The following is a 20,904-nucleotide window of genomic DNA, read 5'->3' as shown; positions in this document are numbered from 1 at the left end:
TCAGCGCAGCGACTTGCGCATCTCCACGTGGGGAATGCCGACTTCGTCGAACGGCTCCCCGACCTGCTCGAAGCCCACGCGCGCATAGAACGGCGCCGCGTGGCTCTGGGCGCTGAGCACCAGTTCGGGATAGCCAAGCTCGACAGCCTTGGCCATCAGCGCCTCCAGCACCTTGGCGCCAACGCCGGTGCCGCGCGCCGCCTTGAGCACGGCCATGCGCCCGATATGGCCATCGGGCAGCAGCCGGCCGGTGGCCAGGGCACTGCCGTCCCCGGCCAGCGCCAGCGCATGCCAGCTCACGTCGTCCCATTCATCCCACTCGAGTTCCACCGGCACGCCCTGCTCTTCGACGAACACGGCGTAACGGATGGCGCGCGCGGTTTCGCGCACTTCGGACCAGGGAGCGAGGCGGATGGAAGTGGTCATGGTGTATCTGCTGCAGCAAAGGTGAGAGGCCGGCGGCAGGCAGGCCTGCCCGGGCGGCCGTCATGATACTACCCACGCGCGCAGACGGCTGGCGCGGCCGCCGCGCGGCCATTTCGGCGCACCCGGCGCGCCCGTCACGCAGCCGCGCTAGGGGTAATTCCCGATCGGCATTTCCGCGTCTAAATTTGTATGATGACCATATTACCTAATCACTTGAGACCGCCGTGTTCCAGAAAGTCCCGGCCCGCGCCCTGACCGATACCGTTGCCGAGCAGTTGCTCGAGAAGATCAATGGCGGTGCGTTCGCGCGCGGCGACAAGCTGCCTACCGAGGCCGTGTTGTCCGAGGAATTCGGCGTCAGCCGCACCGTGATCCGCGAGGCCATTGCCCGGCTGCGCCACGAAGGCGTGGTGGAATCGCGCCAGGGCAGCGGCGTATTCGTCACCGAGCAGGCGGGCATCCAGCCCCTGCGCATCGACTACACCGACATCGACACGCTGGAATCCGTGCTGCAGATCGTCGAGCTGCGGCGCGCGATCGAGGCCGAGGTAGCGGCGCAGGCCGCGCGCGGCCGCACCGATGCCAGCATGATGTCCATCGACGCCGCGCTGGCACGCATCGATGCCGAGGAAGCCGCCGGCGGCGACGGCGTGGCTGCGGACGTGGCCTTCCACCGCGCCATTGCCGAGGCCACCGGCAACCCTTATTTCCTCAAGACGCTGGCCTTCCTCAGCCAGTACCTGGAAACCGCCACGCGCGTGACCCGGACCAACGAAGCACGCCGCGCGGACTTCTCGCGGCAGGTGCGCGAGGAGCACCAGTCCATCGTCGCGGCAATCCGCGCCGGCGACGCGCTGGCCGCCCGCAACGCGGCCCAGACCCATATGTACAACGCGGCCCGGCGCCTGTCGCAAGGCAGCCAGCCGGACACCGGGGCCGACCTCGGTGGTGCCGCCCCGCGTGGTCCGTCCAACTGACCGCCGCCCTTTTCGCAGGAGTTCCCTCATGAGTAAATCGATTGGCGTCATCGGCCTTGGCGCGATGGGCAATGGCGTGGCGCATAGCCTGCTGCGCGCCGGCTTCAAGGTGCACGCCTGCGACCTGCGGCCCGAAGTGCTGCAGCGCTTTGCCGACGCCGGTGGCACGCCCTGCGCGAGCCCGCTTGAGCTCGGCCGCCAGTGCGATGTGGTGGTGACGCTGGTGGTCAACGCCGCGCAGACCGAAGCCGTGCTGTTCGGCGAGAACGGCGCGGCGGGCGCGATGCGCCCCGGCACGCTGGTGATCGCCAGCGCCACCGTGCCGCCGAGCTTTGCCGAAGCACTGGGCAAGCGCCTGGGCGAGGCCGGCATCCTGCTGCTGGACGCGCCGGTCTCCGGCGGCGCCGCCCGTGCCGCCAGCGGCGAGATGACCATGATGACCTCCGGCCCCGCCGAAGCCTACGCGCTCGCCGAAGACGTGCTGGCCGCCATGGCCGGCAAGGTCTACCGCCTGGGCAACGCGCACGGCGCGGGGTCCAAGGTCAAGATCATCAACCAGTTGCTGGCCGGCGTGCATATCGCCGCGGCCGCCGAGGCCATGGCGCTGGGCCTGCGCGAAGGCGTGGACGCCGACGCCCTGTACGAAGTCATCACCAACAGCGCGGGCAACTCGTGGATGTTCGAGAACCGCGTGCCGCACATCCTGGCCGGCGACTACACGCCGCTGTCGGCGGTAGACATCTTCGTCAAGGATCTCGGCCTCGTGCTCGACACCGCGCGCGCCAGCAAATTCCCGCTGCCGCTGTCGGCCGCGGCGCACCAGATGTTCATGATGGCCTCCAGTGCCGGGCATGGCGGCGAAGACGATTCCGCCGTGATCAAGGTGTTCCCCGGCATCGAGCTGCCGCCGGCCAAAGCCAGCTGAGGCCAGCTGAGGCCAACTGAGGCCAGCTGAGGCCATCTAAGGCCAGGCCAGACAGGTCCGCGCGCGGCCAGACGAAAGCCCGCGCGAGACGCCATGCAAGAGCGAACGAGACAAACGAGATGACCACGCCCAATCCGCCGCGCGCCCTGCTCGGCTGCATCGCCGACGATTTCACCGGCGCCACCGACCTCGCCAACACGCTGGTGCGCAATGGCATGCGTACCGTGCAGACCATCGGCGTGCCCGCCGGCGGCGCCACGCTGCCCGGCGTGGAACAGGCCGACGCGCTGGTGGTGGCACTGAAGTCGCGCACCATTCCCGCCGCCGACGCCGTCGCGCAATCGCTGGACGCGCTGCGCTGGCTGCAGGCCCAGGGCTGCCGCCAGTTCTTCTTCAAGTACTGCTCCACCTTCGACTCCACCGACGCGGGCAATATCGGCCCGGTGGCGCAGGCGCTGCTGGCCGCGCTGGGCAGCGATTTCACCATCGCCTGCCCGGCCTTCCCGGAAAACGGCCGCACCATCTTCCGCGGCCACCTGTTCGTGGGCGACGCGCTGCTCAATGAATCCGGCATGGAAAACCACCCGCTCACGCCGATGCACGACGCCAGCCTGGTGCGCGTGCTGCAGCGCCAGAGCGAGGGCAAGGTGGGCCTGCTGCGCTACGACACCGTGGCGCGCGGCAGCGACGCCACCGGGCAAGCCATCGCCGCGCTGCGCGGCGATGGCGTGCGCATGGCCATCGCCGATGCGCTCAGCGATGCCGACCTGCATACGCTTGGCGAGGCCTGTGCCGGGCTGCCGCTGCTCACCGGCGGCTCCGGCCTGGCGCTCGGGCTGCCGGCCAACTTCCGCCGCGCCGGCCTGTTGCCCGAACGCGCCGACGCCGACCAGGTCGCGCCGGTCGACGGCCCGGCCCTGGTGCTGGCCGGCAGCGCGTCGAAGGCGACCAACGGCCAGGTGGCGCAGTGGCTGGCGCAGAACCGCCCCGCCCTGCGCCTCGATCCGCTGGCGCTGGCCGAAGGCGCGCCGCTGGTCGACGAGGCGCTGGCACTGATCGCCGCCCACCGCGAGCCGGTACTGGTCTACGCCACCACCACGCCCGAACAGGTCAAGGCCGCGCAGGCGGCGCTGGGCGTGGAACGTGCCGGACACCTGGTCGAGCAGGCCCTGGCCGCCATCGCCGCGCAGGCGAAGGCGCGCGGCACGCGCCGCTTCGTGGTGGCGGGAGGCGAGACCTCCGGCGCCGTGGTGCAGGCACTCGGCGTGCAGGCGTTGCGCATCGGCGCGCAGATCGCGCCGGGCGTGCCGGCCACCGTCACGCTCGAAGCGCAGCCGCTGGCGCTGGCGCTCAAGTCCGGCAACTTCGGCGGCGTGGATTTCTTCGACGAAGCGCTGCGCCAGCTGGGAGGCCAGGCATGAGCAAGGAAGCCGGCCTGCGCGAGGAGATCTGCCGCATCGGCGCAAGCCTCTACCAGCGCGGCTACACGGTGGGCAGCGCCGGCAATATCAGCGCCCGGCTCGACGACGGCTGGCTGATCACGCCGACCGACGCCTGCCTCGGCATGCTGGACCCGGCCGCCATCGCCAAGGTGGACAGCGCCGGGGCCTGGGTGGCGGGCGACAAGCCCTCCAAGACGCTGACCCTGCACCGTGCCATCTACGACAACAACCCGCAGGCCAACGGCGTGGTCCACACGCATTCCACCCACCTGGTGGCGCTGAGCCTGGCGGGCGCCTGGCAGCCGGACGACGTGCTGCCGCCGATCACGCCTTACTACGTGATGAAAGTCGGGCATATCCCGCTGATTCCGTATCACCGCCCGGGCGATCCGGCCGTCGCCGCGCGCGTCGCCGCGCTGGCCGCGGAAGTGCGCGGCGTGCTGCTGGCCCGGCTGGGGCCGGTGGTGTGGGAAACCACGGTTTCGCGCGCGGCTTTCGCGCTGGAGGAACTCGAAGAAACCGCCAGGCTCTGGCTGATGCTCAAGGACAAGCCCGATCCGCTCGACGAGCACGCCCTGGCCGAGCTGCGCGACACCTTCAAGGCGCGCTGGTAGCGCCAGGCCCGCACGGCGCGCGGCCAGGCCGGGCGCCGGCAGGAACCGATCACAAACCAAGCAGGACCGCTGCACCGCACGCCCGCCGCTGACGCCCGGGCCGCGGCAAGGACAGCGTTCGCCCGCGAGCCGCGCAACGGCCCGCGCAACCAGGAGACGACAATGACCACATCCACCGAGGCCTCCCGGGCAGCCATGCCCGGCGCCCCCAAGGGCGCCGCCAGCGCGCTCGACCACGACATCGAGAAGCGCGCCTACAGCAAGGTGTTCTGGCACATCATGCCCTTCCTCATGCTGTGCTACGTGATCGCGTATCTCGACCGCGTCAACGTAGGCTTCGCCAAGCTGCAGATGGCGCAGGACCTGGCCTTCTCGGAGACCGTGTTCGGCCTCGGCGCCGGCCTGTTCTTCATCGGCTATTTTCTCTTCGAGGTGCCCAGCAACCTGCTGATGCACAAGCTCGGCGCGCGCATCTGGATCGCGCGGATCATGATCACCTGGGGCCTGATCTCGGCGCTGTTCGTGTTCGTCAAGACGCCCACCACCTTCTACATCATGCGCTTCCTGCTCGGCCTGGCCGAAGCGGGCTTCTACCCGGGCGTGATCCTCTACCTGACCTACTGGTATCCCGCGCACAGGCGCGCCAAGATGATCGCGCTGTTCATGTCGGGCATTCCGGTGGCCGGCATGTTCGGCAATCCGCTGTCGGGCTTCATCATGGACGCCTTCCACGACTACGGCGGCATGCGCGGCTGGCAATGGATGTTCCTGCTGGAGGCCCTGCCCGCGCTGCTGATCGGCGTGGTCACGGTGTTCGTGCTCAAGAACGGCATCGACCAGGCGCCGTGGCTGGACGCCGACGAAAGACGCGTGCTCAAGCGCAATATCGAGGAAGACGCGCGCCAGGCCGATGCCTCGGGCACGGGCCACTCGCTGCGCGCCGTGTTCTCCGACCGCCGCGTGTGGTGGATGTGCCTGATCTACTTCTGCTTCGYCACCGGGCAATATGCACTGACCTTCTGGATGCCCACGCTGGTCAAGACCAGCGGCGTGCAGGGCAACCTCAATATCGGCCTGCTCAGCGCGATTCCGTTCCTCTGCGCCATCGTGGTGATGAACGTCCTCGGCCACAGCGCCGACGCCCGCCGCGAGCGCCGCTGGCACCTGATCGTGCCCTCGCTGATGGGCGCCGTCGGCTTTGCGATCGCGGCCTCGTTTACCCACAATACGGTGGTGGCCATCGCCGCGCTGTCCCTGGCCGCCGCCGGCGTGCTGACCTGCGCCCCGTTGTTCTGGTCGCTGCCCACCGCCTTCCTGTCCGGCGTGGCCGCCGCTTCCGGCATCGCGGTGGTCAATTCGGTGGGCAACCTGGCGGGCTTTGTGGCACCTTACATGGTGGGCTTCCTGACCGACCTCACGCACAGCACGCAGTCGAGCATGTATGTGCTGTCGGCCATGCTGGTGATCGGCGCCACGCTGGTCTGGCTGACGCCGGCGAAGCTGGTGAACCGCTGAGGCTCGCCACCAAGACAAGCACGACGAGACAACAACGCAATCTCTCCTGGAGTACCGCATGCCGCGCTTTGCCGCCAACCTCTCGATGATGTACACCGAGCACGCCTTCCTGGACCGCTTCGCCGCCGCCGCGGCGGACGGCTTCAAGGCCGTGGAGTACCTGTTCCCGTACGAGCACGCCGCCGCCGAGATCCGCGCGCGCCTGGATGCCAACGGGCTGGCGCAGGCGCTGTTCAACGCGCCGCCGGGCGACTGGAACGCCGGCGAGCGCGGCATGGCCGCCCTGCCCGGGCGCGAGGCCGAGTTCCGCGAGACCGTGGCCCGCGCGCTGCAATACGCTGCCGTGATCGGCAATGACAAGATCCACGTGATGGCCGGGCTGGTGCCCGCCGGCGCGGACCTCGCGCGCCATCGCGCCTGCTACCTGGAGAACCTGGCGTATGCCGCGCGCGCCGCCGCCGCGCAGGGCGTGACCGTGCTGATCGAGCCGATCAACGGGCGCGACATGCCTGGCTATTTCCTCAGCCGCCAGGACGACGGCCAGGCCATCTGCCGCGAAGTCGGCGCGGCCAACCTGAAGGTGCAGTTCGACTGCTATCACTGCCAGATCGTGGAAGGCGACCTCGCCGTCAAGCTCAAGCGCGACTTCGCCGGCATCGGCCATATCCAGATCGCCGGCGTGCCCGAGCGGCACGAACCGGACCTGGGCGAGCTGAACTATCCCTACCTGTTCGAGGTGATCGACAGCCTGGGCTACGACGGCTGGATCGGCTGCGAATACCGCCCGCGCGCCGGCACCTCGGCCGGGCTGGGCTGGCTCAAGCCCTACCTCAAGGGCTGAACGCTTCAAGGCGTCAAGCAAATCAAGCAAATCAAGCAACGCATGCCGCCCCCGGCGGCATAACCGGAAGACAAAGATGCACGTACTGATCACCGGCGGCGCGGGCTTTCTCGGCCTGCAGCTCGCCCGCCTGCTGCTCAAGCGCGGCTCCCTGGACATCGGCGGCAAGCCCGTCGCCATCGAAGGCCTGACGCTGCTCGACGTGGTCGCGCCGCCTCCGCTCGACGACGCGCGCGTGCGCGTGGTCACCGGCGACCTGTCGGACTCCGCCGTGCTGGCGCAGGCCATCGACGCCCGCACCGGCGCCGTGTTCCACCTCGCGGCCGTGGTCAGCGGCCAGGCCGAGGCGGATTTCGAACTCGGCATGCGCGTCAACCTGGATGCCGCCCGCGCGCTGCTGGAAACCTGCCGCGCGCTGCACCAGCAGCACGGCCACCGCCCGCGCGTGGTGTTCACCAGCTCGGTCGCGGTGTACGGCGGCACCCTGCCCGCCGTGGTACAGGACGATACCGCCCTCAACCCGCAATCGTCCTACGGCGCGCAGAAGGCCATCGGCGAACTGCTGCTGTCCGACTACAGCCGGCGCGGCTTTGTCGACGGCCGCGTGCTGCGCCTGCCCACCATCAGCGTGCGTCCGGGCAAGCCCAACGCCGCGGCCTCGTCGTTCGCCAGCGGCATCATCCGCGAGCCGCTCGCCGGCGAAGCCGCCAACTGCCCCGTCGCGCCGGATACGCCGCTGTGGCTGCTGTCCCCGCGCGGCGCCATCGCGGCGCTCGTGCGCGGCATGGAACTCGACGGCGAGGCCTTCGGCGAACGCCGTACCGTCAACCTGCCCGGACTGTCGGTCACGCCCAGGCAGATGGTGGCGGCGCTGCGGGAAGTGGCCGGCGATTTCGTCGCCGACCGCGTGACCTGGGAGCGCGATGCGCGCATCGAGAACATCGTCGGCACCTGGCCGGCGGCCTGGAATACGGCGCGGGCGCTGGCGCTTGGCTTTGTCGGCGACGACAGGTTCGAGTCGGTGATCCGCGGCTATATGGAGGATGCCGGGATCGCGGCGTGACCCCGTGAAACAGTCGGCTTCGCGGCATCAGCTTTGCGGCATCAGGTGCGCCGCGAAGCTGCCTTGCCGCCTTGCCACGGAAGCCGCGCCGGGCGCTGCTCAGCCCTCCGGCGTCACCACCTCGTAGCTCAGGATCTTCTCCCGCACCGCGCCCGGGACGGGTGTCGACTTGCGGCTCTCGGGATCGGCGCACACATAGACGATCTCGCCGGTGATCAGGTGCTCGTCGCCCCTGTACATCTCCACCCGGAACAGCATGCTCGAGCGCCCCATGCGGGCAATCCGGCCGCGGATGTCCAGCACATCGTCGAAGCGCGCCGAAGCGTGGTACTCCAGCGTCGACTTGACCACGAAGATATCCACGCCATGCGCGTGCAGCACGTCCTCGGGATAACGGATGCCCACGTCGCGCCAATACTCGGTCACGCAGATATCGCAGTAAGTCAGGTAGTGGGCATTGAAGACGATCGATTGCGGATCGACCTCGGCCCAGCGCACGCGCAGCGGCATGCTGTGGCGGAATTGTTCCTTGGCCATGCGGCTTGTCTCCTGGCGGCCGCGCAGCGGCCTGGGCCAAAGCGGGGCCTGGATGGTAAAGCGGCGCCGGCCCATGACGGGCCGGCGCCGTGAGGCTGCGGGCGCGGCAGCGCCCCAGTCGTCGATTATTGCGGCTTGTTCAGGCCCAGCTTGTCGATGATGGCCTTTTCCTTCTTCACCGTCTCGGCGGCGAAGCGGGCGTACTGCTCGCTGTTCATGTAGTACGGCTCCATGTCGAACTTGGCCAGCGACTCGCGGTAGTTCGGCATCTCCATGGCCTTCTTGAAGGCGTCATGCAGCTTCTTGACGATAGCCGGGTCGGTGCCCTTGGGCGCCACGATGCCGAACGGCGAAGTCTGCACGATGCCGATGCCCAGTTCCTTGAGCGTCGGTACGTTGGGGAAGCGCGCCGAGCGCTTCTCGCCCCAGGTCGACAGCAGGCGCAGCTTGCCGGACTCCACATACGGCGCCCAGGCCGGGGTATCGGCCACCGACATCACGTGGCCGCCCAGCAGGGCCTGCATCGATTCCGAGTTGCCCTTGTACGGGATATGCGAGAACTGCACGTTCTGCTTCATGGCGAGTTCTTCCATGGTCAGGTGCAGCGTGGTCATCGAGCCCGGCGAGCCGTAGGTGAGCTTGCCCGGATTGGCGCGCGCGTAAGCGATGTATTCCTGCATCGTCTTGATCGGCGAATCCACCGGTACCACCAGGCCGAACGAATAGCCGGCCAGGTTGATCACGTAGCTCAGGTCCTTGACCGGATCCCAGTTGATCTTGGTGGTGTACGGCAGGCGGTAGACGGGCATGGCGACCTGCGCCAGCGTGTAGCCGTCCGGCTGGGTCGATTGCATCAGCTGGGCCGGCAGCACGCCACCCGCGCCAGGCTTGTTCTCGATGATCACCGGCTGGCCGAGGATCTTGGAAGCGTTTTCCGCCAGCACGCGGAACGGCAGGTCGGTCGAGCCGCCGGCGGTATAGCCGATGATCAGGCGCACCGGCCGTTGCGGGAATTTGTCCGCCTGTGCCTGGGCGGGCGCGCTGGCCAGGCCCAGGGATGCCGCGGTGGCGGCGAGCACGCCCGCATGGGCGAGGAATTGGCGGCGTTGCATGAGTCTCTGTCTCCTATTGCTACGGTTGCTACTGTTGCTGTTGCTATTGCTATTGCTTCTTCTGCTTCTGCTTCTGCTTCTGCATCTACTTCTGATTCAAGCGATACGCCTGGGGCCCTGCGGGTGAAGCCGGGCCATCGGGTTTTGCGGCCGCGTCCTGATGGCTGCCAGCGGCAGCCCTGCTCAAGCGTGGCCGAAAGCGGTACGCAAGGCAGCGACGGCATCCGCGTGGGCGCCCGCCACCGCCGGGACGAAACGTCCCAGCTTGAAGAAATCATGGATCATGCCCGGGTAGTCGGCCAGTACCGCCGGCACGCCCGCGGCACGCAGCTTGGCCGCGTAGGCCACGCCTTCATCGTGCAGCGGGTCATAGCCGGCCACGGCGATCCAGGCCGGGCAGCAGCCTTGCACATCGGCGCCGCAGCCGCCGCCATCGAGCGGGGCGAAGCGCCAGTCGTCGCGGCTGGCCTCGTTATCGAGGTACTGCGAGAAAAACCACTGGATCATCGGACCGGTCAGCAAGTAACCCTCGGCCAGCGCACGGTGCGAAGGCGTGTCCTGACGCGCACTGGTGCCGGGGTAGACCAGCATCTGCAGCACGGGCGCCAGGCCAAGGTCGCGCGCGTGCACGGCGCAGGCCGCGGCAAGCGTGCCGCCTGCGCTGTCGCCGCCCAATGCGATGCGGGCGGGGTCGGCGCCAAGGCGGGCGGCTTCGTGGAAAACCCACTGCATGACGTCGAACGCGTCGTTGGCCGCATAGGGAAACTTCCACACCGGACCGAGCCGGTAGTCCACCGACAGCACCATGCAGTCGCCGTGCGCGCAAAGCAGGCGGCACAGCGGGTCGTGCGAATTGACGCTGCCAACCGTAAAGCCACCGCCGTGGAAGTACAGCAGCAGCGGCAGCGGCTCGGCCCAGCTGGCCGCGCGCGGCGCGTACAGGCGCGCGGGGATCTCATAGCCATCGCGCGCCGGCACCGTCAGGTTTTCCACGCTGTGCACCGGCAGCGGCGCGATATCCATGATGGGCGCGCTCTTCTCGTACGCGGTCTTGGCGTCGATCGGGTCCAGCTCATGGATGCTGGGCCGCTTGACTCGCCCGATCAGCTCCAGCAGCGCCGCCACCTGCGGATCGAGCGCAGCCGAAGGCATGCCGGGCATGGCAGGCGCAAGCTGGGCGGACCCGGTTGGCGAGGCAGGAGCAGCGGTCATAGGCGGTCAGTCCAGGGTTGGCAGACTTCCGGCGCGAGCCGGAGGTCGGAATCCGGGCGATGCGACCCGCCCGGGTTCGAATTGTGAACGATCGTTCGATTTTAGTATGATTCCAGATGTTTCGGCAGCAAAGCAATGGAAATTTCCCCGGGGCTGGTCAGCCCGGCACGTTTTGCGCGATCATCGACCATCGTCAAACAATAAGACATCCTCACCGACGGAGACAGCATAGATGGCCTTCATTTATTACCTGACCCACATCCACCTGGACTTCGGCACCATCGGCCAGCTCAAGGCAGAGTGCGAGCGCATCGGCATCCGCCGCCCGCTGCTGGTGACCGACAAGGGCGTGGTTGCCGCCGGCGTGGCGCAACAGGCCATCGATGCGCTGGGCGGCCTGCCCCATGCCGTGTTCGACGAAACGCCTTCCAACCCGACCGAAGCCATGGTCAAGAAGGCCGCGGCCCTTTACCGCGAAGGCGGCTGCGACGGCCTGGTGGCGGTGGGCGGCGGCTCGTCCATCGACCTGGCCAAGGGCATCGCCATCCTGGCCACTCACCCCGGCGAGCTGACCACCTACGCCACCATCGAAGGCGGCAGCGCGAAGATCACCGAGAAGGCCGCGCCGCTGATCGCCGTGCCCACCACCTCCGGCACCGGCAGCGAAGTGGCGCGTGGCGCCATCATCATCCTGGAAGACGGGCGCAAGCTCGGCTTCCACTCCTGGCACCTGTTGCCGAAATCCGCCATCTGCGACCCCGGCCTCACGCTGGGCCTGCCCGCGGGCCTGACCGCGGCCACCGGCATGGACGCCATCGCGCATTGCGTGGAGACCTTCCTCGCCCCCGCCTTCAACCCACCCGCCGACGGCATCGCGCTGGATGGCCTGGAACGCGGCTGGAAGCATATCGAGCGCGCCACGCGCGACGGCCAGGACCGCGACGCGCGCCTGAACATGATGAGCGCCTCGATGCAGGGCGCGATGGCCTTCCAGAAGGGACTGGGCTGCGTGCATTCGCTGTCGCATCCGCTCGGCGGCCTCAAGATCGACGGCAGGACCGGCCTGCACCACGGCACGCTCAACGCCGTGGTGATGCCCGCGGTGCTGCGCTTCAACGCCGACGCGCCCGGCGTGGTGCGCGACAATCGCTACGCCCGCCTGCGCCACGCCATGGGCCTGCCCGAGGGCGCCGACCTGGCCCGGGCCGTGCACGACATGACCGCCCGCCTCGGCCTGCCCACCGGGCTGCGCCAGATGGGCGTCACCGAGGACATGTTCGACAAGGTGATCTCCGGCGCGCTGCTGGATCATTGCCACAAGACCAACCCGAAAGAGGCCAGCGCGGCGGACTACCGGCGTATGCTGGAGGAATCCATGTAAGTAGGGCGGCGGGCCGGCCAGCCAGGCGTGCAGGACCGCCGTGAAGATCCAGTTTCATCCAGGTTCATTCAGCTTCATCCCACCAGCACGGAGAGAAGTTATGACAGGGGAACACCTGCAGGTCTTGCACGGAGACATCACCCGCATGGAGGTTGACGCCATCGTCAACGCCGCCAACAGTGGCCTGCTCGGCGGGGGAGGCGTCGATGGCGCCATCCATGGCGCCGGCGGGCCAGCCATCATGGCTGCCTGCCGCGGCATCCGGGAAACCAAGGGCGGCTGTCCCACCGGACAGGCGGTCATCACCACCGGCGGCCTGTTGCCCGCGCCCTATGTGATCCACGCGGTCGGCCCGGTCTGGGAAGGTGGCGACAACAACGAGGATGCCCTCCTCGCCAGTGCCTACCAGTCCAGCGTGGCGCTGGCCGCCCAGCACAAGCTGCGCACCATCGTCTTTCCCAATATCAGCACCGGCATCTACGGCTTCCCGCGCGAGCGCGCCGTCGACATCGCCATCGACGCGGTGCGCAAGGCGCTGGCCTCTGCGCCCAGCATCGAGCAAGTCAGTTTTGTCTGCTTCGATGATGAGAACTACAGGCTCTACCGGCAGCGCCTGAGCTGAAGCCGGCCGCCCTGCGCGCGCGGCCATGCGCGCGCAGGCGGCTATGCAGCCACCACTCCCTCCAACGCCCGGCTCACCGCCGCCTGCGCATGCAGCGCGGTGGTGTCGAACACCGGCAGCGGCACGTCGTCCTGGCCGATCAGCAGCGCGATCTCGGTACAGCCGAGGATCACGCCGCCAGCGCCCTGCGCGCGCAGGCCGTCGATGACGCGCTTGTWCGCCTCGCGCGAGGCTTCGCGCACCACGCCGTGGCAGAGCTCGTCGTAGATGATGCCGTGCACCAGCGCGCGCTCCTCCCGGCCGGGTACCACCGCCTCGATGCCGTGCTTCTCCAGCATGCGGCCGCGGTAGAAGTCCTGTTCCATGGTGAAGGCGGTGCCGAGCAGGCCCACACGCATGATGCCGGCATCGCGCAGCGCTTGCGCGGTGGGGTCGACGATGTGGAGAAAGGGAATGTCGAGGGCCGCTTCGATGGCGGGTGCAACGCGGTGCATGGTGTTGGTGCAGAGCACCACGAAATCCGCGCCGGCGGCCTGTACCTGCAGCGCAGCTTCCTGCATGCCCTCGGCAAGCTCGTCCCAGCGTTCGGCATGCTGGAGCGCCTTGACCTGCTCGAAACTGACCGTGACCATGACGCTGCGCGCGTTGTGGTGGCCGCCGAGGCGCCGTTTCATGTCCTGGTTGATCAGCCGGTAGTACTCGGCCGAGGACTCCCAGCTCATGCCGCCGATCAGTCCGATGGTTTTCATCTTGCCCTTCCCTGCGCACCCGGCGCTGTCCGAATCGGGCCACTGTAGCAGGCGGCGGCGCCCCGCCCCATGCACAGTGGCCGGCATTGCGGCCGGGCCAGCGCTGCCAGGCCGGCCCGGCCGCCCGGCGCTCAGGGCAAGGCGCTGCGGATCAGCAGGTTGATGCGCTCTGGCTGCTCGTGCACCACCCAGTGGGTGCCGTCGGGGATACGTTCGAGCCGCATGTCCGGCACGAACTGCTCGAGCCCGTCCAGCAGGCTCTTGGGCAGCGCGGTATCGCGCTCGCCCCAGATCACCATCGTGGGCACCCGCACCGTGAAGGCGGCCGGATCCAGCTTGGAGATATCGGGCGGCGTTTCGCCAGGGCCCGGCGGATGCATGGGCGAGGCGCGATAGTAGTTGACGCCGCCGGTCAGCGAGTGCGATCCGGCCGCGCCCGGCTGCGACCAGGCCGCGTGGTATTTTTCGCGGGTTTCGCCGCTGAACCAGGGCGCCGGCTGCTTGCCCTGCCCGTGCAGGAAGCTCTCCAGCCTGGCGAAGCCGTCCGCGGCCAGCGCCTCTTCCGAGCCCGGCTGGCGCAGCCAGTTCATATAGGCCGATGCGGCCTGCTGCTCCGGATTGCCGACCAGCGCCTTGGCGAACAGATAGGGATGCGGCGAATTGATGATGACCAGCCGCTCGACCAGTTGCGGGAACTGGATGGCCAGGTTCCAGCAGATCGCCCCGCCCCAGTCATGCGCCACCACCACGCAACGCGAATAGCCCAGCGCGTTGACCAGTTGCACCAGGTCCTCGACGATGTGGCGTGGCCGGTAAGCCTCCACCTCGGCCGGCTTGCTGGACAGGTTGAAGCCGCGCAGGTCCGGCGCCACCGCGAAATGGGTCTTGCCGAATTCGGCGAGCTGGGCTTCCCACTCGAACCAGAATTCCGGGAAGCCGTGCACGAACAGCACCAGCGGCTTGCCCCGCTCGCCCGCGCTGGCGTAATGCAGGCGCGTGCCGTTGGGCAGGGTGGCGAACTGCAGGTGACGAATGACTGCAGGTTTGGTCATGGATTCCTCCCTTGCCGCGATGGACGATTGTCTGTGACTGCCGCGCCGGAAGCGGATGCCCGCCGCCGGCGCTCCAAAGGATAGCCTCGCTGCGTTGCCGCCCCGGTTACCCGCGCAGCGCCGCCACCAGCCCCGCGCGCACCTCTGGCTTGTCGCTGAACGGGTCGCTGGGGTTGCGCTGGTTGATGATATCTTCGAAACGCTGCTGCACGGGAGCCAGTTGCTGCGGATGCGAGTAGATATAGAAGCCATTGTCGCGGATCGCGTCGAAGGTGATCTGCGCCACTTCCGCAGCCGTCACCTTGCCCGAGCTGACCGCCTTGTCCGACATGGCCTGCGAGACCAGCTGCGAGCGCGTGAGCGGGCCCTCGTTGGCCAGGTCCGCCGGGCGGTTGCGGCCCGACTTGGTGATGCCGGTCGGCACGAAATACGGGCACAGCACCGAGCAATGGACCTGCTCGCTGACCAGGCTCAGGTCCTGGTACAGCGATTCCGACAACGAGACGACCGCGTGCTTGGACACGTTGTACACGCCCATCGCCGGCGGGCTGAGCAGCCCGGCCATCGAGGCGGTATTGACGATATGGCCTTCGAACGAAGGATCCTTCTCTGCCGCGGCCAGCATCAGCGGCGTGAAGATGCGCACGCCGTGGATGACGCCATAGAGATTGACGCCCARCACCCACTCCCAGTCGCGCTCGGAGTTTTCCCACATCAGGCCGCCCGCGCCCACGCCCGCGTTGTTGAACAGCAGGTTGACCTGTCCGAAGGCGGTCATCGCGGCATCGGCCAGCGCCTGCACCTGTTCGGCCTTCGACACATCCACGCGCACGCCGATCACCTGCACGCCCTGGGCCTTGAACTCGGCGACCGTGGCGTCCAGCACGTCCTCCTGCACATCGGCCAGCACCAGCTTCATGCCGAGCCCGGCACCGATCCTGGCGAACTCCTTGCCGAAACCGGATGCGCCGCCAGTGATCACTGCCACTTTGCCCTGGAATTGCTTCATGTTGTCTGCCTCTCGTTGATACGTTGTCGTATTGGCATTGCTGCGATGCCTTCCCTGTGCGCCGCCGGCCTTAGCCGGCCCGCCTGACTTCGTAACCCTGCCGCGGGAAATGCACGTTGACCGCGCCGGCGCGCGGGTCCTGGCGCCGCAGCACGGCACGCTGCGCGTCCAGCGCCACCAGCACGCCCGCCACGGGATCGCGCGCGTAGTCGGTCGGTGTCACGGTGACCGCTTCGCCGGCCTCGAAGCCTGAGCCCGCGGACACGCTGCCGGGCTGCGCCACGGGATCGGCATGCTGCGCCACGTCCAGCGCCGCGCCGCTGTCGATCACGCGCACCTTGCCGTGGCCGAAGGCCTGCATGCGGGCATACCAGGCCTGCACGGCCGGATACGCGTCGAGCAGCCTGGCCAGCTCGCTGGCGCGGCGGATAAACCAGACGTTGTGGTAGAGCGAGAAGTCCGCCACCGACAGCGCCGGCCCCGCCACGTGGGCCACGCCTGCCTTGAACTGCTGCTCGAGGCGGCCGAAGGTCTCGTGCAGCAGCGCGATGGCCTCGGACAGCGGCATGCGCAGGCCGTTGCCGTCGCCGCGCATGGCCTTGCGGTCCGCCGTGAATGCCTGGATCTGCGCGGGCGTGAGATGGCCAAGCATGCTTTGCGCGCCGGCCGGCTGGAACAGGTAGGTGACGGCGACGGTAAACAGCGCCGTGTCGAGCCAGTGCGCGGCGATGCGCGCCGCGGCCGCCTGCCCGGCGGGATAGAGCGCCGGCGCCGGCGCCGGCGCCGCGGCGTCGATCACCTCGCAGATCAGCGCGGAGTCGCAATAGATGTCGGCGCCGACCTGCAGGATCGGCGTGCGGCGGTAACCGCCGGTGAGCGCCACCACATCGGGCTTGGGCAGGATCGGCGGGATTTCCACCGCCTGCCAGTCCAGGCCCTTGGCACCCATCAGCAGGCGTACTTTTTCGGAGAACGGCGAGGTTGCGTACTGGTGGAGGATGAAGTCTGCCATGTTGTCGGTGATCGCCCCGTGTTTGTCTTGCCGTGGTTGCCTGTGATTGCCTGCGCGCAAGGGCGCCGGCGGTTGCCCGTCAGCGCCCTGCCTGCTTCAGCGCCTTGAGCGCCATGTTTTCCACCAGCGCCGGCGCGAGCAGGCGCAGCCAGAGGCCGAAGCGGCCCTTGGCGGTCATCACCAGTTCGCGCTTGCGCGCGGCCATGGCGCGCAGCATCTGGTGCGCGCACTCCTGCGCGCTCATGGCGCCGTCCTCGCGCAGGCGGCTTTCGCCGAGCGCGCGCCCATCGGGGCCGAAGCCGTTGATGCGCGTGTCGGTCGCCACCACGCCGGGGAAGACCACGCATACGTCCACGCCGGTGCCGCGCAGTTCCGCGCGCAGCGCCTCGCAGAAGCCGGCCAGCGCGAACTTGCTGGCCGAATACGCGGTGCGGCCCGGCACGCCGATCTTGCCGGCGAGACTGGACACCGCCACCATCAAGCCACCGCGCGCGCGCAGGTGCGGCAGCGCCTCGCGCGTGCACCACATGGCACCGAAGTAGTTCACGCGCATGACCTGCTCGTAGTACCCGAAATCCGACACCTGCTCGAAATACCCATGGGCGGACACGCCGGCATTGTTGACCAGCACGTCCAGCCCGCCGAAATGCCCGACCACGTCGGCCACCAGGTGCCGGCGGCCGCTTCGTCCGACACATCGACGCGCCAGACCGCCGCCTCGGCGGCCGGGCACTGGCGGCGGATGCGCTCGGCCAGGGCGTCGAGCATGTCCACGCGGCGTGCCGCCAGGGCCAGCCGCGCGCCCTGCCGCGCCAGCAGCATGGCCAGCTCCGCGCCGATGCCGTCCGAGGCGCCGGTAATCAGCACCACCTTTCCCGTGAAGGATGCGAGGGCGGCCATGGTCTCAGTCCAGCAGGTCGGGCTGTTCCTTCACGATGCGGGCGTACAGCGGCTGGAACTGGAACCAGCCAGCCTGCGCCGTGCCGACGATCGAATACGCCTGGCGCGCCGCGGCGTCCGAGATCATCTTCAGCGGCGCATTGGTGCGCGCGGCGGCGGCTTCGGCCAGCAACTGCACCTGGCACGAGCGTTCCATGGTGATGAACCACCACGCGGCCTCGTCCACCGTCTTGCCCACGGTCAGCAGGCCGTGGTTCTGCAGGATGGCCGCCTTGTTGGCGCCGAGCGCATTGGCGATGCGCTGGCCTTCGTCCAGCTCCACCACCACGCCGCCGAATTCGTCGTAGACCGCGTGGTCGCCATAGAAGGCGCACACGTCCTGGGTCAGCGGATCGAGCGGGCGCCCCAGCGTGGACCAGGCGCGGCCGTGCGTGCTGTGCGAATGCGCGGCGGCCACGGCGTCCTCGCGGGTCTGGTGCACGCGCGAATGGATGGCGAAGGCCGCGGCATTGACCGGGTAGTCGCCCTCCACCACATTGCCGTGGTGATCGCAGCGGATCAGGTTGGACACCTTGACCTGGCTGAAATGCACGCCGAAGGGATTGACCCAGAAGGTGTCGGTGAACTCGGGGTCGCGCGCGGTGATATGGCCCGCGACGCCTTCGTCGAAGCCGAACTTCGAGAACAGGCGGAATGCCGCCGCCAGCCGCTGCTTGCGGTGCAGGCGTTCCTCGGCCGGGGTGTCGAACTTCGGCGGGCGCGGGAGCACACGGTACTTGGCCTTGACCTCTTCGGACAGGCCGGCGGCCATGTCGTCCGGGTTGTCTTGCGGCATGGTGTTTTCTGCCGGGGCATTCATGGGGAGTCTCCTTTTTTTGTTTGGCGGCCGGACCGGGCCATGCCCGGGACGGCCGAAGGCACCTTGCCGGCTTACACCAGCTTGACCAGCTGCTTGCCGAAATTCTTGCCCTTGAGCAGGCCCATGAAGGCCTCGGGCGCGCTGGCCAGCCCCTGCGCCACGCTTTCACGGAACTTGAGCTTGCCCTGCGCCACGGCGGCGCCCAGTTCCTGCAATGCCTGCGGCCACACGTCCATGTGCTCGGACACGATAAAGCCTTCCACGGTCAGGCGCGATACCAGGATCAGCTGCGGGTTCTTCAGCGGCATCGGCTGGCCGTCGTAGCCGGCGATCATGCCGCAGACCGCGATGCGGCCGAAGGCGTTCATGCGGGCCAGCACGGTGTCGAGGATCTCGCCGCCCACGTTCTCGAAGTAGCCGTCCACGCCATCCGGCGTGGCTTCCTTGAACATGGTGTACAGCTCCTTGCTGTCCTTGGCGGCTTTGTAGTCGATGCAGGCATCGAAGCCCAGTTCATTCACCACGTAGTCGCACTTGTCCTTGCCGCCGGCGAAGCCCACCACGCGGCAGCCCTTGAGCTTGGCGAGCTGGCCCACCACGCTGCCGACCGCGCCGGACGCGGCGCTGACCGCCACGGTCTGGCCAGCCTTGGGCGCGATGATCTTGTTCAGGCCATACCAGGCCGTCACGCCCGGCATGCCGACCGAACCCAGGTAGGCCGACAGCGGGATATGGGTGGTATCGACCTTCTGGATGCCGGTGCCGTCGCTCACGCCGAGTTCCTGCCAGCCGAGCATGCCGACCACCTTGTCGCCCACGGCGTACCTGGCGTTCTTCGACGCCACGATCTCGCCCACGGTGCCGCCGATCATGACTTCGCCCAGCGGCTGCGGCGTGGCGTAGGACTTGCTGTCGTTCATGCGCCCGCGCATATACGGATCGAGCGACAGGTAGTGGTTGCGCACCAGGACCTGGCCTTCGGCCAGTTCGGGCACCGGCGCTTCTTCCAGCCGGAAATTGTCGGGCGTGACCGCGCCGGTGGGGCGCGAGGCCAGGACGATACGCTTGAAGGTGTTCGACATTTTGGCTTCCTTACGGTGAAATGGACAAGGACACGCGTCCTTTGTCGTTCGTTGTTCTGGTGGACCGTCGCTACGCAGTTGCCGGACGGCTTACTTCATCAATGCCAGCGCCAGGGCCCGGTACGCGCGATGCGTGACAGGATCGTTGGCGCCGTTGGCGGCAATCGGGTGCGAGGCGTAGCGCACGATGGTGAGTTCCGCCCTGGGATCGACATAGATGCGCTGGCCGTGGATGCCGCGCGCCTCGAACACGCCGTGGTCGTCGTTCGAGACCCACCACATCGAGCGGTAGCTCCAGCCTGGCAAGGTGGCATAGCCGGCCTTGGCGAACTTGGCCGGGTCACCGCCGCCGCGGATATCGGCCACGACCTGCGCCGGGATGATCTGCTGGCCGTTGAAGCGGCCGTTGTTGCGCATGGTCTCGCCGAAGCGAGCCAGGTCGCGCAGCGTGGTGTTGAGCCCGCCGCCGCCGGATTCGCTGCCGACGCTGTCGACCATGAAGTAGGCATCGTTCTCGGCGCCCATCTTCTGCCACACCCGCTCGGACAGCAGCCTGGCCAGCGGCTGCCCGGACACGCGCTTGACGATCCACGCCAGGACTTCGGCATTGACGGTCTTGTAGGCGAAGGCCTGGTCGTGCTCGCCTTCCTTCTTCAGCGTGGCGAGGAACTCATAGAACGTCCCGGGGCCGCGATAGCCCGGCTCGCGCGGCATCATGCCGCCGGCGCGGCTGTAGTCCCAGATCTCGGCCTTGGGGTCGGCATAGTTCTCCGAGTACTTCACCCCCACGGTCATGTCCATCACCTCGCGCACGGTGGCGTCGCCGTAGGCGGTGCCCGCCATCTCCGGCAGGTAGCGCGTGACGGGCGCGGCGGGATCGAGCTTGCCGTCGGCCACCAGCATCGCCGCCAGCGTGCCGACGAAGGACTTGGTCACCGACATGGCGATGTGCGGCGTATGGTCGTCTAGCGCACCGAAATACTTCTCGTAGACGACGCGGCCCTTGTGCATCACCAGGATGCCGTCGGTGTAGGTCAGCCCCAGCATGTCGGCGAAGGTGCGCCGCGTGCCGTCGGCATCGGTGAAGGGCGTGCCGCCGATGTCGCGCTCGGCGCGCGGCAGGGCCGACGCGGGACCGCGCCCGTGCCAGACCGCCGCGGTCGGCACCAGCTCGCGAATATGCGAGAAGCTCCAGCGTGTGCGCGGGAAGCCATTGCTGGCGGGAGCGAAGCTGATGACCTTGTCCGGCACCGGCGGAAAGCCCTGCATCCAGCCCGCGGTGACGGGATCGGTGGCGGCGGCATCCGGGAACACCGGCACGGCCTGCGCCACCGGAGCGGCGACCGGCGCGCCGGCCGCGGGAACAGGGGCATTCTGGGCTTGGGCCGGCTGGTACATGGCAAGGGCTCCTGCGCCGCACGCGGCGAGTACGGTCAGTCTCAGGCGCCGCGCGGCGGCGATCCGTTCAAACAGCATCTTGTCTCCGTTTTTTTGGTTTTATAGCTGCTGCGTGCCGGCTTTTCCCACCGGTCTTGACATCCTCTGCTCACCCCTCCGAAGGTTCGGGCATCACA

The 20,904-nt window shown here is 68.3% G+C and carries 20 protein-coding genes and 1 pseudogene; 9 read left to right on the top strand and 12 right to left on the bottom strand.

The window, feature by feature from the left end; all coding sequences use genetic code 11:
- Window positions 1-426 carry a GNAT family N-acetyltransferase gene (locus AC1DK4_RS31080; RefSeq protein ID WP_441615531.1) on the bottom strand — a complete coding sequence of 142 codons (426 nt, stop codon included), beginning with the start codon at window positions 424-426 and terminating at the stop codon, window positions 1-3.
- Window positions 427-650: 224 nt separating this feature from the next.
- Between AC1DK4_RS31080 and AC1DK4_RS31075 the strand changes: the two genes are divergently transcribed.
- From AC1DK4_RS31075 to denD, 7 genes are all read left to right on the top strand, one after another.
- Window positions 651-1,403 (top strand): FadR/GntR family transcriptional regulator, encoded by a 753-nt coding sequence (locus AC1DK4_RS31075; protein WP_441615529.1) that lies wholly within the window; start codon window positions 651-653, stop codon window positions 1,401-1,403.
- Entirely contained in the window at window positions 1,387-2,328 is a 942-nt protein-coding gene (gene ltnD / locus AC1DK4_RS31070; protein WP_441615527.1) for an L-threonate dehydrogenase, read from the top strand. The genes AC1DK4_RS31075 and ltnD overlap by 17 nt, the downstream gene beginning before the upstream one ends.
- A gap of 119 nt (window positions 2,329-2,447) precedes the next feature.
- Window positions 2,448-3,749 (top strand): 3-oxo-tetronate kinase, encoded by a 1,302-nt coding sequence (gene otnK / locus AC1DK4_RS31065; RefSeq protein ID WP_441615525.1) that lies wholly within the window; start codon window positions 2,448-2,450, stop codon window positions 3,747-3,749.
- Window positions 3,746-4,384, top strand: coding sequence for a 3-oxo-tetronate 4-phosphate decarboxylase (gene otnC, locus AC1DK4_RS31060; RefSeq protein ID WP_441615523.1), 639 nt, complete (start codon window positions 3,746-3,748; stop codon window positions 4,382-4,384). Before otnK ends, otnC begins: the two co-directional genes overlap by 4 nt.
- Window positions 4,385-4,546: 162 nt before the next feature.
- Window positions 4,547-5,899 carry an MFS transporter gene (locus AC1DK4_RS31055; protein ID WP_477131989.1) on the top strand — a complete coding sequence of 451 codons (1,353 nt, stop codon included), beginning with the start codon at window positions 4,547-4,549 and terminating at the stop codon, window positions 5,897-5,899.
- Window positions 5,900-5,957: 58 nt separating this feature from the next.
- Complete coding sequence (otnI, locus tag AC1DK4_RS31050; RefSeq protein WP_441615519.1) at window positions 5,958-6,740, top strand: 2-oxo-tetronate isomerase; 783 nt, start codon at window positions 5,958-5,960, stop codon at window positions 6,738-6,740.
- A 76-nt stretch (window positions 6,741-6,816) separates the two neighbouring features.
- Window positions 6,817-7,803, top strand: a complete 987-nt coding sequence (denD, locus tag AC1DK4_RS31045; RefSeq protein ID WP_441615517.1) for a D-erythronate dehydrogenase — start codon at window positions 6,817-6,819, stop codon at window positions 7,801-7,803.
- 99 nt (window positions 7,804-7,902) lie between these two features.
- Here the strand turns inward: denD and AC1DK4_RS31040 are convergent, their stop codons facing one another.
- From AC1DK4_RS31040 to AC1DK4_RS31030, 3 genes are all read right to left on the bottom strand, one after another.
- Window positions 7,903-8,340: a YbgC/FadM family acyl-CoA thioesterase gene (locus tag AC1DK4_RS31040; protein WP_441615515.1), complete on the bottom strand. Its 438-nt coding sequence runs from the start codon at window positions 8,338-8,340 to the stop codon at window positions 7,903-7,905.
- A 125-nt stretch (window positions 8,341-8,465) separates the two neighbouring features.
- Window positions 8,466-9,452: a tripartite tricarboxylate transporter substrate binding protein gene (locus tag AC1DK4_RS31035; protein WP_441615513.1), complete on the bottom strand. Its 987-nt coding sequence runs from the start codon at window positions 9,450-9,452 to the stop codon at window positions 8,466-8,468.
- Between the two features lie 183 nt (window positions 9,453-9,635).
- On the bottom strand, window positions 9,636-10,664 hold the full coding sequence (locus AC1DK4_RS31030) for an alpha/beta hydrolase (protein ID WP_441615511.1): 1,029 nt from the start codon (window positions 10,662-10,664) through the stop codon (window positions 9,636-9,638).
- 232 nt (window positions 10,665-10,896) lie between these two features.
- On the opposite strand from AC1DK4_RS31030, the gene AC1DK4_RS31025 reads away from it, so the two are divergent.
- Both AC1DK4_RS31025 and AC1DK4_RS31020 read left to right on the top strand, forming a co-directional pair.
- Window positions 10,897-12,045: an iron-containing alcohol dehydrogenase gene (locus tag AC1DK4_RS31025; RefSeq protein WP_441615510.1), complete on the top strand. Its 1,149-nt coding sequence runs from the start codon at window positions 10,897-10,899 to the stop codon at window positions 12,043-12,045.
- A 100-nt stretch (window positions 12,046-12,145) separates the two neighbouring features.
- Window positions 12,146-12,667 (top strand): O-acetyl-ADP-ribose deacetylase, encoded by a 522-nt coding sequence (locus AC1DK4_RS31020; RefSeq protein ID WP_477131988.1) that lies wholly within the window; start codon window positions 12,146-12,148, stop codon window positions 12,665-12,667.
- 41 nt (window positions 12,668-12,708) lie between these two features.
- On the opposite strand, the gene AC1DK4_RS31015 is transcribed toward AC1DK4_RS31020, so the two are convergent.
- From AC1DK4_RS31015 to AC1DK4_RS30980, 8 genes and pseudogenes are all read right to left on the bottom strand, one after another.
- The gene (locus tag AC1DK4_RS31015) at window positions 12,709-13,416 is read right to left on the bottom strand and encodes an aspartate/glutamate racemase family protein (RefSeq protein ID WP_477131987.1); all 708 of its coding nucleotides are present in this window, start codon (window positions 13,414-13,416) and stop codon (window positions 12,709-12,711) included.
- A 131-nt stretch (window positions 13,417-13,547) separates the two neighbouring features.
- Entirely contained in the window at window positions 13,548-14,468 is a 921-nt protein-coding gene (locus AC1DK4_RS31010; RefSeq protein ID WP_441615504.1) for an alpha/beta fold hydrolase, read from the bottom strand.
- Window positions 14,469-14,574: 106 nt separating this feature from the next.
- Window positions 14,575-15,477 (bottom strand): SDR family oxidoreductase, encoded by a 903-nt coding sequence (locus tag AC1DK4_RS31005; RefSeq protein WP_441615502.1) that lies wholly within the window; start codon window positions 15,475-15,477, stop codon window positions 14,575-14,577.
- A gap of 70 nt (window positions 15,478-15,547) precedes the next feature.
- Window positions 15,548-16,489, bottom strand: a complete 942-nt coding sequence (locus AC1DK4_RS31000; protein ID WP_441615500.1) for a glutathione S-transferase family protein — start codon at window positions 16,487-16,489, stop codon at window positions 15,548-15,550.
- A 79-nt stretch (window positions 16,490-16,568) separates the two neighbouring features.
- Window positions 16,569-17,389, bottom strand: a pseudogene (locus AC1DK4_RS30995) (SDR family oxidoreductase).
- Between the two features lie 4 nt (window positions 17,390-17,393).
- Entirely contained in the window at window positions 17,394-18,248 is an 855-nt protein-coding gene (locus tag AC1DK4_RS30990; protein ID WP_441615498.1) for a class II aldolase/adducin family protein, read from the bottom strand.
- Window positions 18,249-18,319: 71 nt separating this feature from the next.
- The gene (locus tag AC1DK4_RS30985; protein ID WP_441615496.1) at window positions 18,320-19,330 is read right to left on the bottom strand and encodes an NADP-dependent oxidoreductase; all 1,011 of its coding nucleotides are present in this window, start codon (window positions 19,328-19,330) and stop codon (window positions 18,320-18,322) included.
- 90 nt (window positions 19,331-19,420) lie between these two features.
- Entirely contained in the window at window positions 19,421-20,728 is a 1,308-nt protein-coding gene (locus tag AC1DK4_RS30980; protein ID WP_441615734.1) for a serine hydrolase domain-containing protein, read from the bottom strand.
- Window positions 20,729-20,904: the final 176 nt, after the last annotated feature.

This window comes from Cupriavidus sp. 05N38 (assembly GCF_056397345.1).
This window is presented reverse-complemented; position numbering and strand designations above follow the sequence as displayed.